Genomic DNA, 16,574 nt, shown 5'->3' on the forward strand with positions numbered 1-16,574 from the left:
AAGGCTTTTTAAAAATTATAGATATTACTAAGACAAACTGTAACAAGTTTAGATTATAAAGAGAACATTGGTTATGTTAGTTTATTTTTGAGAAAAAAGCTATTCTAGATTTCTAGGGTAGCTTTCTTTTTTTATGTATTTTGAAATCACCTAATTATGAAAATTCAAACTTATTACAATCATATACGATTTTACACACCGCACCATTTTGTGTATTATCCAGTTTTAACGCTTTTTTTGGCATCCAGCGTTTATTTTGCTTTTACAACAAAAGATTATCTTATCTGGACTTTTATAAGCGTTGTATTTGTGTTTTTGTTTTGCCTTGCTTTCATGCTTCGCCAGCATTATGCACTTATTTTACAAAACCGAATTGTGCGTTTAGAAATGCGTTACCGCTATTTTACGCTTACAGGAAAACGTCTTGAAGAATTTGAACACAAATTAACCGACGATCAAATATTTGCGCTTCGATTTGCTCCAGATGATGAATTTCTGCCTTTGCTTGAAGATGCTTTAAAAAATAACCTCACGGGAGACGCCATCAAAAAAGCAATCGTGCATTGGAGAGCCGATTATAATAGAGTTTAAGATGAACATTTTAGATTTTAGATTTTAGATTTTAGACTCAAACTAAAATCTAAAAATCTTAAATATCTTTTTGTTTCCTTTTATTAAACAAAATATAAAACAAAAGCAGCACTATCCATACCGAAAACACTACTGTAAAAAACATAGGCATTATTGAAGGATGCAGATAATTAGGCTCGTAAAAATAACGGTCTAAAGTCTTGAATTTTTCTTGAAGCGCTTTGTGATCAAAATTATTATCCAGTCCGCCAAATAACCTGTCCGGATTTTCTACATAATAAAAAATTTCAGGTACAAGAATATTTGGTTTTACGTGGCTTTCAATATTGTATTTTTTAAATAAAGTATCCAGTTTCGCAAATTCATATTCAAGCGAATCCTGTTTGTATTTATACAATAATTTATATCGTTTTACTGCAGCTTGGTATTGTTGTTTTTGTACTGAATCATTATGAATTGATTTGAACAGCGATTTATTCTGGAGAAAAATGCAAATATCTTTATCGTATTCTGGACTTACTTCCTGACCTTTAAAAATAACCTGTGTACTGTCTCCAATACTTGTTTTCTTGATAATTCTATCTTTAACAATATTTTTATCGAGACCTGCAAAATCCAGAAGAGAATCAGTTTTTCCTGAAACTTTATTATAGGTTTCCGTCAAAACTTTCAGCGTATCGATACTATAATATGTTGTTTCAGTATTAAACTGATCATGGTAAATTAAAACTTGTTTTTCTTCTTTAACAACCGGATACGGCTTTGGATATAGAATATTCTCGTAATTGAATAATTTTTCTGAATGATACGAACTTGAACCGTACAAAAACGGATTTAAAACATTCAACAGTTTTTTATCTTCATTGTAATTTTTCTGGGACAATTCTCCTCTCAATTTTGCATTTTGACCAAAGCTGAAACTAACAAAAAACGTAAAAGTAAAAAAGGAAACCAGAAGTAAGAGAAACCCAATCTGGAATATTTTAGCAGATGAATACTGCTGTCTTGCATGATTCTTCAATAAGAAAATTAAAAAGAAAAGAAGAAACAAACCACTCACAAAAAAATGCGAAATCGAAACATCATCATAAAACTTAAACCTGTAAAACTCTGAGTAAATATCGATTTTCTTGATTCCTTCAAATGTAAAATAGCCGTATAAAAAATAAGCTAAATGTACAATTGCCAAAATAATAAAAGACTTAACGAAGTATTGTTTTAAGGACTTGTTCATAACAAAGAGTTTATATTCAAATATAGTGAATGACAACGACAATGGCAAAACTCAATATTTTATATACTCTGCTATAAAGCCATATTCTTAAAACGCAAAAACATATACATCTGAATATCAAAATAATAAACCAGTACAAAATTAATTTGAATGATTTTTTTTGTTAACTTTAATTGTTAAAATTTCATTAATAAACCTAAACATCAATCTCATGAAAAAATTAGTTTATTTTTTGATAATTCCCCTTTCCTATTTTTCGGCTCAAGCGCAAACTACTGCCGAAATAACTAAAGAAAATACTTTAACTGAAACTCAAAACGACGACAGAAAAATTCAGGATTATCAGCCTGATGATCTGCCGTGGCACGGAAGAAGGTTTAAAGCTACAGCAGGTGCTTTTTTTCCTGTAAACAATACCGAAGTTGAAGTGAATGGAACAAACGGCAGAATTGGAACTGATATTGATTTTGAACGTGATTTAGGTTTTCAAAACAATACGGTTTCCTTTTTTGGAACTTTTGAATGGCGTGCTTCCCGCAGATCCCGTTTTAATCTGGAATATTTTTATTTAAAAAGAAATTCAACAAAAACGCTTCAAAAAGAAATTGAATTTAAAGATCATGTGTATCCTGTTAACGCCGAGGTTGCGGCTTTTATGGATAATCAGATGATTCGGTTTGCTTATGGATATGCTATTGTTTCTAAACCGAAATATGAACTGGGTTTATTAATAGGTGCTCACATAATGCTTGCCGATGTTGGAATTGGACTGGCAGGAAACACAATACAGGCACAATATAGAGACAACGTTGATTTTACTGCTCCGCTGCCTGATATTGGAATCTGGGGCGAATTTGTACTCGGAAGAAAAGTGGGTTTATATGCCAACCTAAATTATTTTGCCTTAAAAATAGATGATATAGACGGCCGAATTGTGAGTTATAATTTATCGGTTTTGTATAATGTATATCAAAATTTTAGTTTAACTGCCGGATACACCGGATTAAATTTTAGAGTTGATGTTGCCAGACCAAAAATTGACGGTTTTTTTAAATGGGGTTATAACGGACCAACTATTGCTGCAACATATAGTTTTGGAAATCATGTGAAGTTTTATAAACACTAAAAAAAATTAATGGTGAATTGTGAATTGTGAATTATATGATGAAACTTCAAAATTAGATATGAATATATGCCGCTCCTACGGAGCTTTTATTATCTACTTTTATTATTTTCTACAAATATTGAGCTCCTGCCGGAGCTATGTAATGACTTAATAATTGTAGAAAATAATCTATAGGAAATCTACAACCGTAATGTATAACACTCTTGGCGTGCTTTGCGGTTAAATAAAACGGTAAACCTGAAACTTTAAATCTGAAACAAAAAAATAAAAAAACAAACCCGACATCTTTTGCAAGATATCGGGTTCATTCACTTAAACTTAACTTAACTCAAAATAAACTCAACTACTTATTTCTCGATTGGAGTAAATTTTATAGCTGTTCCTCCTCCAGCTGCCAATTTGATGTTTAAAACGCTTTTGTTATTTACTTTTTGCTTAGAGATTGCAACCGGGTATGGATTTGTTTTGTAATTCGCTCCGCTGCCGTCAGCATAGATTTCGGCTTCGTATTCTTTTCCGGCATCTAAGAATGATAAAGCAACATTTAGATCTCTTGCATTTTGGTTGGTAATTGATCCTAAATACCAGTTTTTCTCATCCCAGTCTTTACGCGCAATTGTAGTGTATTCTCCAATTTTAGAATCTAAAACTTTAGTATCAGACCAGGTGCAAGGCACATCTTTTATGAACTGAAATTCAGGTTTGCCAACATAATTTTCCGGTAAATCTGATGCCATTTGCAATGGGCTGAAAATGATAACATACAATGCTAATTGGTTTGCCAGGGTTGTCTGTACTCTTGCTCCAGAAGGTGTTTTGTAATCAAAATTGAAATTCCCCGGAGTGTAATCAAACGGACCTGAAAGCATTCTTGTAAACGGTAAAGTTGTTAAATGCTGCGGCGTGTTTCCGCCGTCTACAGACCATGCGTTGTATTCCTGCCCTCTTCCGCCTTCCTGAGACATAAAGTTTGGATAGGTACGCTGTAATCCTGTTCCTTTTATTGGCTCGTGATTATCGATCATGATGTGATATTTGGCCGCAGTTTCGATCACTTTTCTGTAATGACGAGATGCATACTGGCTGTCATGCCATTCTTTTTTATCCAAATATTTGTTTACATAACCTGTTTTAACTGAATTCACGCCCATTTTTTGATACAATTTAAAAGCATCTTCTAATTGGCTTTCATAATGTTTAGAAGCACCTGCTGTTTCGTGATGTCCTATTAAACGAACATTTTTCATGGCAGCATATTTTGTAATTTCTTCCAGATTAAAATCAGGATATGCTTTTACAAAACTAAATGCACTTCCGTCGGCAGTCCAGTCGCCGTCCCAGCCCTCGTTCCAGCCTTCAACCAGAACGCCGTCAAAATTGTTTTTCGCAGCAAAATCAATATATTCTTTTGTATTTTTTGTTGTAGCACCATGTTTAGGCCCTTGTCCCCAAGTGAATTTTTCTAAGTGCATTCCCCACCAGATTCCAATATATTTAGAAGGTGTAATCCAGGAAAGATCTTCAATTTTTGAAGGTTCATTTAAATTCAGCATGATCGTGGAAGTTGCAACCTCTCCCGGATTCTCACCCACAACAACTGTTCTCCAAGGTGTTTTAAATGGAGTTTCAGCATATACTTTTACTCCGTCTGCCCACGGCACTAAATCACTTTTGTATTGTTTGTCGCTTGTTTTTAAAAGTGTCATCGAAGCAAAATCAGTCAAATTAGCCTCATGAATTGCTACATACAATTTATTTTTTGTTTCAAAAGTAGCCGGCGTATTAATTGTATCGGTTTTACTTATAGGAGTTTTACGGTATTCACTTTCGTAATAACTATTTTCGCGGTGTACCGGAATCCACCAAACGTCGTTGTTATCTTTAAAAGTAAATTGCGTGATTTCATTCGAGATTTTCACTTTACCTAAATTAGGCTGTTTTGGAAATTCATATCGAAATCCTAAACCATCATCAAAAACTCTGAAAATAATATCTACTAAACGCTCTTCTCCTTTTGATTCTTTTAAATGAACAATCAATTCGTTGTGGTGATCGCGGACTTTTTTGAATTCTCCCCAAGGCTGTTCCCAGGTTTCATCTGCAGATTTTTCTTCGGTAGAAACGACTTCAAAACCGTCGGTCATTTTTTGAATTCCCTGAAATTCAAATCCTAACAAAGAGGGTTCTATAACCGATTTTCCGTTTTTAGAAAAGCTGTATTGAGGCTGTCCTGAAGGTGTTAATTCAAAAATTAATTCGGTGACTTTTCCCGGCGAGTTGATTTTATATGTTTTTTTAGTACTGCAGGCAAAAAGAAGCATTGAAGCTAAGGCGATTATACAGTATCTATATCTTATGTTTCTCATTATGTATTGGTATTAATTACGGCTCTTATTTTATTTCGTTTATTAACTGTTTTGCTTTTGCAGGCTGCATTGAAACAAAATAATTAAAAGCCTGATCCAGCTTGTTCTGAACATCGGCATTCCCTTTCTTTTCTACACGCAGATTGTACATTTTGCTTATTTCCGGAAAAACAGATTCGGTATTTTTAACTCCGGCAAATGCCTTTACTTTTTCGATATACGTGTATCCAAATTCAACTGTAGGTTCGAACATTGTTCCTTCTCCAAAGTCATTCCATGTAATCAGCTGCAGATAATTTAAATTGGCATTTTTAGCTAATTCGAGTGTTGCATCCAGCGTTGCGCCATTGTTGTGTTCAATTGTCCATCCAATTGCTGCTCCGCCGCCGCCTTCGGCATAAAAATCTTTAAAACCAGGATAAGCACTTCCCATAGCAACAGAAAGTTTTGGTTTTGTGTTGGTGTAATAATTCGTTAAGAAACTATTGTCTTTATAAACCCAGGCATATTCTCCAGCTGCATTTGCACCAGCTTCTACAGACTGATCCCAAAGGGTTAAAAATGTAGGTTTTGTAGTTAATGTATTAAAAACATTCGTCCATTCAGCAGGTGTCTGCAATACAATTGGTCCAAAATTAAGCAGTAATGGTTTTCCGTCTACTTTAATGTAATTGGCATTATTAAAATAGTTTTTTTCCATGTAAGCCAAATCTGTTTTTGCAGCGCTGGTCACAGAAATTGCTTTTCCGGCATTTACCACATTTGTTGTAGTTCTGTCTTCATAAACTATGGCATATTCTAAACCAACTTTGTCCAGAACTGCAATAAGCTGTTCTGTGTTTTCTTTTACCATTCGGTAATCGTTTACGTCGTAAGTTCCGTACCAATCGATTAAAATTCCATCGATTCCTGAATATTTCATCAATAATAAATGATTTTCAATCACATTTTTATCGCCGGAATGATACGGTCCGATAAGAGGATAATAGTACGACGCAATTTCTCTGCGGTTATTTGCTCCTACCGTATTCGGGTTTTTGTTTGCCATTGTCCAATGGTAGCCCCATTTTTTATCGGCGCTGCTTTCATTGGTTTCAAACCATGGCATGTAATGAACATAAATTTTGGTGCTGTTTGTTTTTTCAATCGCAACCGGTTTAAGCGTTTCAGGTTTTACAGGCTCATCTGAACCTTTATCATCACTGCTGCAGCCAGAAACGACTAAAATGTTCATTATCCCGAAAAACAATAATGTGATATATCTTTTCATATTGATTTTTGTTTTTATTATTTTTTGCCACTCCCGATAGTTATCGGGATAAAAAATTAAAAAGGATTTTTTATTAAAAACTTAATTCTTTAATCAGTGAAAATCATTTAATCTGCGGCAAAAATATTTTCATTAAAATTGAAGCCATTCAGATATTCTCATTTTAAAATATGTCAGCCTTCCACGACTAACCAACATGGAAGACTGACATTCAGTAACCTAATTTACCGGGTACCCAGGATTTTGTACCAGATTTTTATTAGTCGTTAAAACTGTACTAGGAATTGGGAAAATTGCTCTGTATTTTTCAGTTGTTCCTTTTTCCCACCATGGATTGAAGAATGTTCCAAAACGAATATTATCAGTTCTTCTTCTTCCTTCGAAAGTAAATTCTCTTAGTAATTCTTTATCAATAAAGTCAAGATCAATTACTGCCGGCATTTCTGCTCCAGCACGAGATGTTATCTGCTGTACAAATGGTTTTGCCAAATCTGGTGAACCTAAACGAACGTAACATTCTGCCTGCATCATTAAAATTTCGGCATAACGAATTAAAACTAAATCGTGATCGCGTTCCCAAGTTTCTCCGGCTTTCATTTCGTATTTTCCTAAACGAACTCCCTGATTGTCTTTAGCGTTAGCTACACTTGTAACTTCCTCAGTATAAGTTAGAGGTTCTCCGTTATCCATCATAATTACAGTTCCTGTTGCCATGTTGATCTGGTCTCCGGCAACCATACATTTCTTTCTTTTATCTGTATCTGCAAAAGAAGAATATACTCCCGGCTGTGCGCACATTCCGTTTGCGCTCCAAGGATAATCGTTTCCAGAAACAGACATTGTTAATCTGTGCAGGTAGTGGCATGACATTGAGTTCATGTAATTTCCAACTGTTCCAGCTTTTGAATCGTAAGGAATAGCAAAAATAATTTCAGGCGATTTCTCATTTTCTGTTGAGAAATTGGTAAAGAAATCTGGTGTTAATGTGTAACCTGAAACTTTTTGGCACATATTGATACAATCCTGCCAGCGTGGTGTTCCTATGAAAGCTTCAGAGTTAAGATATAATCTTGCTAAGATAGAATATGCTACATTTTTTGTCATTTTAGAATACACCACATTTGATGATAAATATGGAATTGCATCTAAGAATTCTTTTTCGACAAAATCATATACTTGTTTTCTTGTAGAATTTGACGGTAATGAAGTGTCTTCAAAATTGGTAACGATAGGCACGTTTCCAAATGCATCTAAAAGATTGTAATAGTAATATGCTCTTAATGCTTTTAATTCTGCATAAATTGGTGCTTTTGACGCATCGCTTAAAGATGATTTATCGATTTGATAAATGATCGCGTTAATTTTTGCAATTCCGGTGTAGTTGTAACGCCATGCTGCAAGAATCAAACGGTTATCTGCTTTCCAGGTATGTTTTTGTGCGTCCTGATATTGTCCGCCATCGTACCAGTTTGTTCCCCTTGTTGGAATAGTAGCTTCATCAGAAACTGTTTCATTCAAAAAGAATACAAACTCACAGGTTGGGTAATTGTTCGATATATTATCAGCAAATCCTCTTAACGAAGAATATGCTCCTCCTACCAATGCATCAACTTCTTTTGGAGTATTTCCAAAATTTCCATCCTGTACCTTGTCGTATAAATCCTCATTTAAGTTGGTACATGATATCGTAAAAAGCATGCTTACTAATAATGCTGCTGTTATTTTGATTTTCATTTTTTCTATTTTTGAGTTAGTCGCCTAGTTATTAAGCGTAAAGTTTAATCCAACAGAAATTGTAGTTGGTCTAGGATAATTGTTGTACTTGTCTATACCAGGTCCTGCTAATCCGGTTTTATCCATCACTCCGTTTTGATTAACACCATCCTGCGCATTTAATCCAATCTCAGGGTCTACTCCTTTATATTTTGTAAATACAGCAAGGTTTTCTCCCATGATGTACATTCTTAATTTTGAATTCTTGAAATTCAATGGTAAAGTGTATCCTATTGAAAGTGTCTGAAGTCTAAAGAAAGAAGCATCTTCAATCCAGTAATCTGAATATTTTGGAGCAGAAGTAATACCGCTTCCTAAGAAATCATCTGGTACATTGTAAGTAGGTAACCTGTTAGGATCATTAAGCATCATGTTTGTCGCATTAAGTGCTTTTTGCCCGAACATTCCATATCCAGAAATTCCAAGGTCAAAGTTTTTGTATGTAAAGTTCATACCAATACCTAAAGTTAAATCTGGCTGAATGTTACCTAAATCTGTTTTATCAGCATCAACTAAAGCATTTTCTGCTACTATATCACCAGCTGCATTGTAGTATTGTATTTTACCATTTGCATCAAGACCTGCATTTCTGAATCCCCAGAAAGTTCCAACAGGATATCCTTCGGCAATAATTTGAGAATACTGCCCAGACATACCAGCTAAACCGTGTAATGAACCACTGTAAATAACATCAGTTTTATAAGTAGGGTTTGAAAGTTTTTCAATTTTCTGAACGTTGTGTCCTAAAGTTAAATTTGCATTCCATGTAAATTTATCACCTCTTACGATATCAGCATTTAAAGTTAACTCAACTCCTTTGTTTGACATTTCACCTACGTTTGCCAGCATTGTTCCTACTAAGTAAGGAGGCTGAGGCACTTCGTAAGTATATAATAAATCGTCAGTATTTTTTTGGTACCATTCTAATGATCCCGTAATTCTGTCGAATAAAGTAAAATCAACTCCAATATTTAATTGTCTTGTTGATTCCCATTTCAAATCAGGATTAGGGTTTTGTGTTGGAGAATATGCTAAACTCCATCTTCCTGTAGCAGGATCGTAGTAACTGTCGTTTCCAACTCCTAAAATTGATAATGATTTGTATTCGCCAATTCCATCCTGATTACCTGTAACTCCGTAACCTACTCTTAATTTTAAAGAATTTAACCAGTCTTTTGTACCGCTCATGAAATTTTCGTTAGAGATTCTCCACGCTGCAGATGCAGATGGGAAAGTTCCCCATTTGTTATTTTCTCCAAAACGGCTTGAACCATCTCGTCTTACAGTTGCAGTAAGTAAGTATTTCCCATCGTAACCATAGTTAGCACGAGCATAAAAAGAAACCAAATTTGATTTTCCTTTGTATGAATACACATCGCCTAAACGATAATTAGAACCTGCACCTAAATTGTTATAACTAAAAGCATCTGTTACGAAACCAGAACGCTGTGCGCCAAATCCTTCGTAAATATTTTCAAGATAAGAATACCCTGCAAGAGCGCTGATGTTATGTTTGTCGATTACTTTAGAATAATTTACATAAAGTTCTCCCTGAGCATTTGTATATTCTTCGTAAGTTCTTTGTGCGTAACCAGATTCAGAACGTCCTTCCATAATAGCATAAGTTGGTTTGTAAGTACCGCCTTTAGCCGCATTATGCTCTAATGAAATATTAGCAACTGCCTGAAAATCATTTAAGAATTTAACCTCTGTTTTAAAATATCCTAAAAGTCTGTGTCTCTCATTATCAACCGTTCTGTTAGTTAAAATCTCAACCGGGTTTTCGTATAATGTGTAATTCACATTCGTGAAATTTCCATTCTTATCATAAACCGGAATAGTTGGGTTTAAGTTATAAGCACGCTCAAAAATTCTATAATCAATAGGGTGCCATTTGTCGATATTAGCAAATAACCCCATGTCGAATTTTACATCTTTATTGTCTCCTAGATATTGGTAAGCATTTACGTTTCCGCTTAATCTTTCTAAACCTGATTTTTTAATAACACCTTCATTATTCAGGTAAGCAATAGAAGCTCTAAAACCACTGTCCGCTTTTCCAGAATTGATGCTTAAAGTATGAGATTGTGAAATTGCTGTCTGCTCAATCGCTTTCTGCCAGTTTGTATTTCCTCCAAAATCAATAGCATCTTTATTTCCAGTTTCACGCATATAACCTCTCCATTGGTTTGCAGATAAAAGATCTAAATTATCTGTAACATAACCAATGCTGGACTGTCCGTTGTACACTACAGAAACTCCTTTTGTACCTGATTTTGTTGTAATAATAATAACTCCGTTTGCTCCTCTTGAACCATAAATAGCGGTTGCCGAAGCATCTTTAAGTACGTCTACTGATTTAATATCTGCAGGCTGCACTACGTTTATATCAACACCTGCAATACCGTCAACTACAATAAGCGGACTGTTGCTTGCTGTTAAAGAAGTTCCTCCACGTAAACGGATTGTTGAACCCGCTGCAGGATCTCCAGAAGGACGGATAATGTTTAATCCGGCAACTTTTCCCTGCAAAACCTGCTCTGTAGAAGAAATTGTTCCTTTTACTAAATTATCTGCCGTAACAGTTGAGATTGCACCCGTTAAATCAGATTTCTTCTGCGTTCCATAACCTACAGAAACTACCTGAACTTCGTTTAACTGATAACCATCATTTTGCAGACGAACTTCTAATTTTGAAGTCGATGCCGTAATTTGAACTTTTTGTGTTGATGATCCGATGAATGAAACTTCGATTGAACCTCCTACGGCTACCTCAAGGGTGAATTTACCGTCAAAATCTGTTGTTGTTGCGTTTCTGGTTCCTGTTTCTAATACCGAAGCACCCGGAAGCACAGTACCCGTATTGTCATAAACGGTACCCGTTACAAGCTTTTTTCCCTGAGCAAACATTCCTGCCGAAAGAAAAAGCATGAAAATCATGAATACCAGCGATTTAATAGTCCACATTTGATGCAGGACTATTCTTTTATTTTTACTATTCATTAGAATGATGTTTTAATTTGATAGTGAATTATTTGTCTAAAGTTTTAAGCGGAATCGTTGTGTCTGAAATTGTTTTGTCTTTGTTGTCTTTTACCAAAACATGTATTTCGCTTAAAGCTGGAGAATCTTTTAGTTCTGAAACTAAATTGACAAATCCTTTTATCTCTGCAACTCCTCCGGTAAACTCACCAGAAATCACTTTTGTTCCGGCAGTAATCGTGTAGATTAATTTGTTTACACCCGGCTCATTATTTTTTCTATAGATTCCTAAGAAATCTTTTTGACTGATCTGCAATGGAAAAAATCCAAAAATCGGTGCCGGCGGCGGTACGTAAGCCCCTGCATATAATACCTGATCCGGAGTAGTTCCTGCCCAGTCGTCTTTTACCATCAGGAAAACTAAGTTTTTCATCTCATAACCATCTGGCGCATTGTAATAATCTTTAGGAACTAAATCCATTTTGTAGAAACCGTTTCCTAAATCTTTAAGTTTTGTTTTTTCAACAATGTCCGGTAACCATGACTGATATTCTTGTTTAAGATCCCAATCGTTTAGTCCGCTGTGCATGTGAACACTTGATGCGCCTGCAAAACCAGGAGCTAAATTGGCATTAAACAAGATACTCACACCTTTGTCTAAAGTTGGTTTTGTTGGATATGCTCTGATTAACTCATTTGCAGTATAAAATGTTGTAAAATCAGTGTAAGGCATATTCGCAACTTCAGATTGTTTAGATCCGTTTTTGTTTTTTAAACGAAACCAAAAGCCTGCACTTGCAGCAATTTCTGCCGGAGTTTTAGAAAAGTATAATGTTGGAGTTAAAGTAAAACTCCATACTTTGTTTCCTTCATATTTCAATTTGGCAAAATCAGATGAGTTTTCCCAATTGTTTGCATCCGGTTCAGATGGAGACCAGATCCAAATGTATAGATCTTCATTTTCAGCAAATGTAGTACTTGCAAGATCGAAATACCACGTCACTTTTTCATCATATTTGTAAACTACCGGAAATGATGACATTGCACCAACAGCTCCTGCGGCTTCTTGTGCCTTAGTAAAATTAGGAGCCATCAAAAGGGCAAGTAAAATTGTATATAGAAATTTTTTCATATTACTTTTTAGTTAATAGCATTTAATTTGAATACATAAGTCAAAAACGCAGTTCCTTCTGAAGAACGTACCAGCTGAAATTCCATTTCGCCGCTCTTTCCAGGGACAGATGATAATCTAAGTTCGTCTGTTTTTTGAGTTTTTTGTGCGTCGCTGTATAAGTAAATTTTAACCGCACTGGCATTAGTCTGCTGAAAATCTGAACTTAGTTCCCAGTATCCTTTTAGAGCAAATAAAGGAGGAACATTCCCCGTTACTTCATAACTTGTAGGTCTGTTTTTTTCGTCTACGCTGAAATTAATTTTAAAATCTTCGTAGTTAAAAAAAGTACTCAAGTTTTCTTCGTTTGGTTCGATCTTATTTGTCTTAGCAAATTCATCAACCATCTTTAAATTTGTTAATCCCCAATTGCCATTTACTTTCTCATAAATCGTAATTGGATCAACATAGCTGCCGTCTTCTGTATTATCGCAGCTAATGGCGAAAAAACACATAAAAAGAGCTAACCAGTAATAACTTTTACTTCTCATAAATTTTTGGTTTTTGTTAGTTTTTCATCCTCTTAAAAGGACAGTACGAAACTAGATCTTAAATAAATCTAAAAAAAAATATCTGCGAAAAATCAAGATATATTTCAAACGTTTTCGTAATTAAAATACTGAATGTCAATATTTTAAAATTTTAGTAAAAACATAAAAATCAAGGTCTTGTTTAGATGAAAAGTGCGTGTAGAATAATGGTAAATATGACAATATGGAAATTTTATATGATAATTTTTCAACTATACATATATATAATCACATTTTATTGTATAATTGCAAATTATTAGAGTACTTTTAACATTTCAAAGCCCTTTCTAGGCCTCTGAGATGCTTTTTTAAAGAAAATCTCAACAAGCTGCTCTTGACTCTAAAAACTGAAAATCATCAGTTTTAATTAATTTTGTATTTAAAACGAATTAACTCAACCTATAATTTATCTTACCCTAAAACCACAACCAAACCATGCAAAAAATATTCATTTTATATTTTTTCATAATGGGTTTTTCTCTAACTGCGAAAGAGACAAATCCAATTCTTGAAGAATTAGATAAAGTGCTTCTTAAAAAAGAAGTTTACCTGAAACAGAAATACCGCAAAATAGAAACTTTAAAAAAGAATGTATCAAAGTATACCGTAAGCCAGAACAACGAAGAGCTTTACAATACTTATATGTCATTGTTTGATGAATACAAATCATTCAAATACGATTCGGCATATTATTATTTAGAACAGTCAAAAATCAAGGCCAAAATCTTAAAAGATCCGAAGTATTTGGCTAAAAGCCGAATCAAAGAAGGTTTTGTACTTCTTTCCTCTGGATTATTTAAAGAAGCAATCGATACGCTGAATGTTATTGATGACAAAAAACTGGATCAAAAAAATAAATTTGAATATTATAACATTAAAGCCCGCGCATATTATGATTTAGCCGATTATAACCGTGATCAGCGTTTTAATATTCATTATGTACAGCAGGGAAATCATTTCCTTAAAAAAGCCTTAGAATTAATTGGAACCAATACAAATGAATATTGGGCTGCCGAGAGTTTAAAACGCCTAAAACAACAGGACTGGCGCGGTGCAGAATTTGCTTTCAGCTACTGGATTAATAACTATCATCTTCCGCCTGATTATTACGGAATTGCGACTTCTAGTCTTGGTTATATTTATTCTGAAAGAGGTTATACAAAAAAAGCCATTCATTACTTAGCACTTGCTGCTATTGCCGATGTTAAAAATGCAACCAAAGAAACCGTTGCACTTAGAAACCTCGCAAACGAGCTGTTTAAAATGGGATATTTAGACAAAGCAAACGAATATATCAATATTGCAATGGATGATGCTACTTTTTACAATGCCAGACATCGCAAAATTGAAATTTCATCAATACTGCCTATTATCGAAAAGGCACAGCTGAATAATGTAAAAGACAAAAATGATAAACTGGAGAAGATTATCATATTATTGACAATCCTTACGCTGATAATCATTTTGTTCTCTATTATTATTTTCAAACAATTAAAAGAGAAAAATAAAGCCCGAAAAATAATGGCTTCGTCGTATGCACAATTACAGGAAATGAATGTAAGTTTAAGTGAAGCAAACGCAATTAAAGAAGAATATATTACGTATTTCATTAAGGCAACATCGGCGTTTATTAATAAGATAGATCATATTCAAAAAAGCACGCTTCATAAAATCATTACAAAGAAAACAGATGAAGTTATTGCGAGTTTAAAGCGTTATAATGTAAAGGAAGAAAGAGAAAATCTATTCCATCAGTTTGATGAAATTTTCTTGAAACTGTTCCCAACTTTTGTAACCGATTTTAATAATTTGTTTCCAAACGATCATAAATGCATTGTAAAAAAAGGCGAACTTTTAAATACTGAACTCCGCATTTTTGCTCTGTACCGATTAGGTATTCAGGACAGCAGTCAAATGGCAGAATTTCTGGAACTTTCTGTGGCTACAATCTATACGTACAAAACCAGAATTAAAAGCAAATCTGATTTTAAAGATACTTTTGAGGAGAAAATTATGGCGATTAAGACTATTTAAGGGGCTAAGGTTCGAGATGCTAAGGTTCTAAGTTTTTTTCTCATTAAAAGCTTCGGAGAAGCGATATATCTATAGAAAAACATTCATCTCATAAAAAGAAGCTCCAGCGGAGCGACACATTTTTCTATGTCGCTCCGCTGGAGCTTTGCTGTATAAACATCAATTTTTTCTACAAATATTTCATCCCGCTGGGATATCATGAATTAAAATAATTCGTGAATTCGCGGTGAAAACTCTTATTCAACATTTTCCAACTGCAGAATCATATTTTGATAATATTTACTAAGCGAAAACAATTGTTCAGCGAAAATCATAATGGCGAGCGGAACAAAGAAAAACATGATTAGATTTTCTTCATATAAAAAATAAGTTGTTATCATAAAAATACGAGTGTATTCAAGATAATAAATCCATTTTCGCTGTTCTAATATTGCACCGCAGTTAATTAAAGTGATAATGGTGATTGATAGAACAAAAACTTTATCATAGATTTCTAAATTATCAAAATAATAGGTAAAAACCGTAAGAAGTAAAGTGCAAAGAGCCAATTGGATATAAAGATAATTTCTAAAACGAAGCCTTTGATGCGGATTGCTTTTATCCTGCAAAAATCGTTTTTCTAATATTGGACGAATATCCTGATCCATATTTGCCGGACTTCCAAAAACGGCCTGCCATCTTGCTTTAAAACCTTTTGAGCGTTTCCATAACTCGTATATTTCAAAATAATAATGAAAATGCTGCCAAAGGAAACTGTAACTTTTCAGCGGATGTGTTAATCCGTATTTGGGTTTTTCTTCTTCTTCCTGAAAAGTACCAAAAAGACGGTCCCAAAAAGTAAACATATCTCCGTAATTTTTATCGAGATATTTTTCATCAGAAGCATGATGAACACCGTGAATTGAAGGCGTTACAAAAATATACTCCAGCCATTTTATTTTACCAATAAGCTGTGTATGGGTAAAAAAAGAATAAGCGCCATGCACAATAAGCATGGTAATTACCATTGTGGGGTGAAAACCAATTAATGGCAGAATACACCAAAATCCCGTTCGAATAACAGCCTGAAAAGTAGTAATTCTGGCTGCAGCGGTAAAATTAAATTCTTCGCTGTGATGGTGAACAATATGTGCAGCCCAGAAAAAATTGACTTCGTGCCCTAGTCTGTGATACCAGTACCAAACAAAATCTGTTGCCAGAATCAATGCAGTCCAGACCAGAAATCCGCTTGGGATTTCAAAAATTCGATACTCGTCGTAAATCAAATAATACAATTGATAAAAACTTGCGGCAACAAATAAATTAATCAATCGTTCTGCAATACCAATACTTATATTAGAAACAGAACTTTCATAATTAAAAATTTCAGGTCTTTTTTTTCGTTGTGCCAGCTTATATTCCAGAAATAAAAAAAGAAAGAAAGCGGGCATTGCAAAAGCTAGAAAATTAATATTTTTCATTTTTAAAGATTACTTTATTGATTTTTAAAGAACTAAA

At 34.1% G+C, this 16,574-nt stretch carries 11 protein-coding genes; 3 read left to right on the top strand and 8 right to left on the bottom strand.

All coding sequences use genetic code 11. The annotated features are described in order from the left end of the window. Positions 1 to 156: 156 nt before the first annotated feature. Positions 157 to 591: a DUF6526 family protein gene (locus FJOH_RS22350; RefSeq protein ID WP_012026297.1), complete on the top strand. Its 435-nt coding sequence runs from the start codon at positions 157 to 159 to the stop codon at positions 589 to 591. Between the two features lie 58 nt (positions 592 to 649). On the opposite strand, the gene FJOH_RS22355 is transcribed toward FJOH_RS22350, so the two are convergent. Next, complete coding sequence (locus FJOH_RS22355) at positions 650 to 1,825, bottom strand: hypothetical protein (RefSeq protein WP_012026298.1); 1,176 nt, start codon at positions 1,823 to 1,825, stop codon at positions 650 to 652. A gap of 211 nt (positions 1,826 to 2,036) precedes the next feature. Here FJOH_RS22355 and FJOH_RS22360 point away from each other — a divergent pair, with 211 nt between their 5' ends. Beyond that, the gene (locus FJOH_RS22360; protein WP_012026299.1) at positions 2,037 to 2,951 is read left to right on the top strand and encodes a hypothetical protein; all 915 of its coding nucleotides are present in this window, start codon (positions 2,037 to 2,039) and stop codon (positions 2,949 to 2,951) included. 347 nt (positions 2,952 to 3,298) lie between these two features. On the opposite strand, the gene FJOH_RS22365 is transcribed toward FJOH_RS22360, so the two are convergent. The 6 genes from FJOH_RS22365 to FJOH_RS22390 form a co-directional block, all read right to left on the bottom strand. Then, complete coding sequence (locus FJOH_RS22365) at positions 3,299 to 5,317, bottom strand: glycoside hydrolase family 97 protein (protein WP_012026300.1); 2,019 nt, start codon at positions 5,315 to 5,317, stop codon at positions 3,299 to 3,301. Positions 5,318 to 5,342: 25 nt separating this feature from the next. Further along, positions 5,343 to 6,587, bottom strand: a complete 1,245-nt coding sequence (locus FJOH_RS22370) for a glycoside hydrolase family 71/99-like protein (protein ID WP_012026301.1) — start codon at positions 6,585 to 6,587, stop codon at positions 5,343 to 5,345. A 219-nt stretch (positions 6,588 to 6,806) separates the two neighbouring features. Next, entirely contained in the window at positions 6,807 to 8,321 is a 1,515-nt protein-coding gene (locus FJOH_RS22375; protein WP_012026302.1) for a RagB/SusD family nutrient uptake outer membrane protein, read from the bottom strand. Between the two features lie 24 nt (positions 8,322 to 8,345). Further along, positions 8,346 to 11,363: a SusC/RagA family TonB-linked outer membrane protein gene (locus tag FJOH_RS22380; RefSeq protein WP_012026303.1), complete on the bottom strand. Its 3,018-nt coding sequence runs from the start codon at positions 11,361 to 11,363 to the stop codon at positions 8,346 to 8,348. Between the two features lie 28 nt (positions 11,364 to 11,391). Next, the gene (locus FJOH_RS22385; RefSeq protein ID WP_012026304.1) at positions 11,392 to 12,474 is read right to left on the bottom strand and encodes an antibiotic biosynthesis monooxygenase family protein; all 1,083 of its coding nucleotides are present in this window, start codon (positions 12,472 to 12,474) and stop codon (positions 11,392 to 11,394) included. 8 nt (positions 12,475 to 12,482) lie between these two features. Next, a complete protein-coding gene (locus FJOH_RS22390; protein WP_012026305.1) occupies positions 12,483 to 13,004 on the bottom strand; it encodes a DUF5004 domain-containing protein in 522 nt (173 codons plus the stop codon). Between the two features lie 474 nt (positions 13,005 to 13,478). On the opposite strand from FJOH_RS22390, the gene FJOH_RS22395 reads away from it, so the two are divergent. After that, positions 13,479 to 15,077 (top strand): DUF6377 domain-containing protein, encoded by a 1,599-nt coding sequence (locus FJOH_RS22395; RefSeq protein ID WP_012026306.1) that lies wholly within the window; start codon positions 13,479 to 13,481, stop codon positions 15,075 to 15,077. A 236-nt stretch (positions 15,078 to 15,313) separates the two neighbouring features. Here the strand turns inward: FJOH_RS22395 and FJOH_RS22400 are convergent, their stop codons facing one another. Beyond that, entirely contained in the window at positions 15,314 to 16,537 is a 1,224-nt protein-coding gene (locus FJOH_RS22400; protein WP_012026307.1) for a sterol desaturase family protein, read from the bottom strand. Positions 16,538 to 16,574: the final 37 nt, after the last annotated feature.

Source organism: Flavobacterium johnsoniae UW101 (assembly GCF_000016645.1).
Classification (GTDB): domain Bacteria; phylum Bacteroidota; class Bacteroidia; order Flavobacteriales; family Flavobacteriaceae; genus Flavobacterium; species Flavobacterium johnsoniae.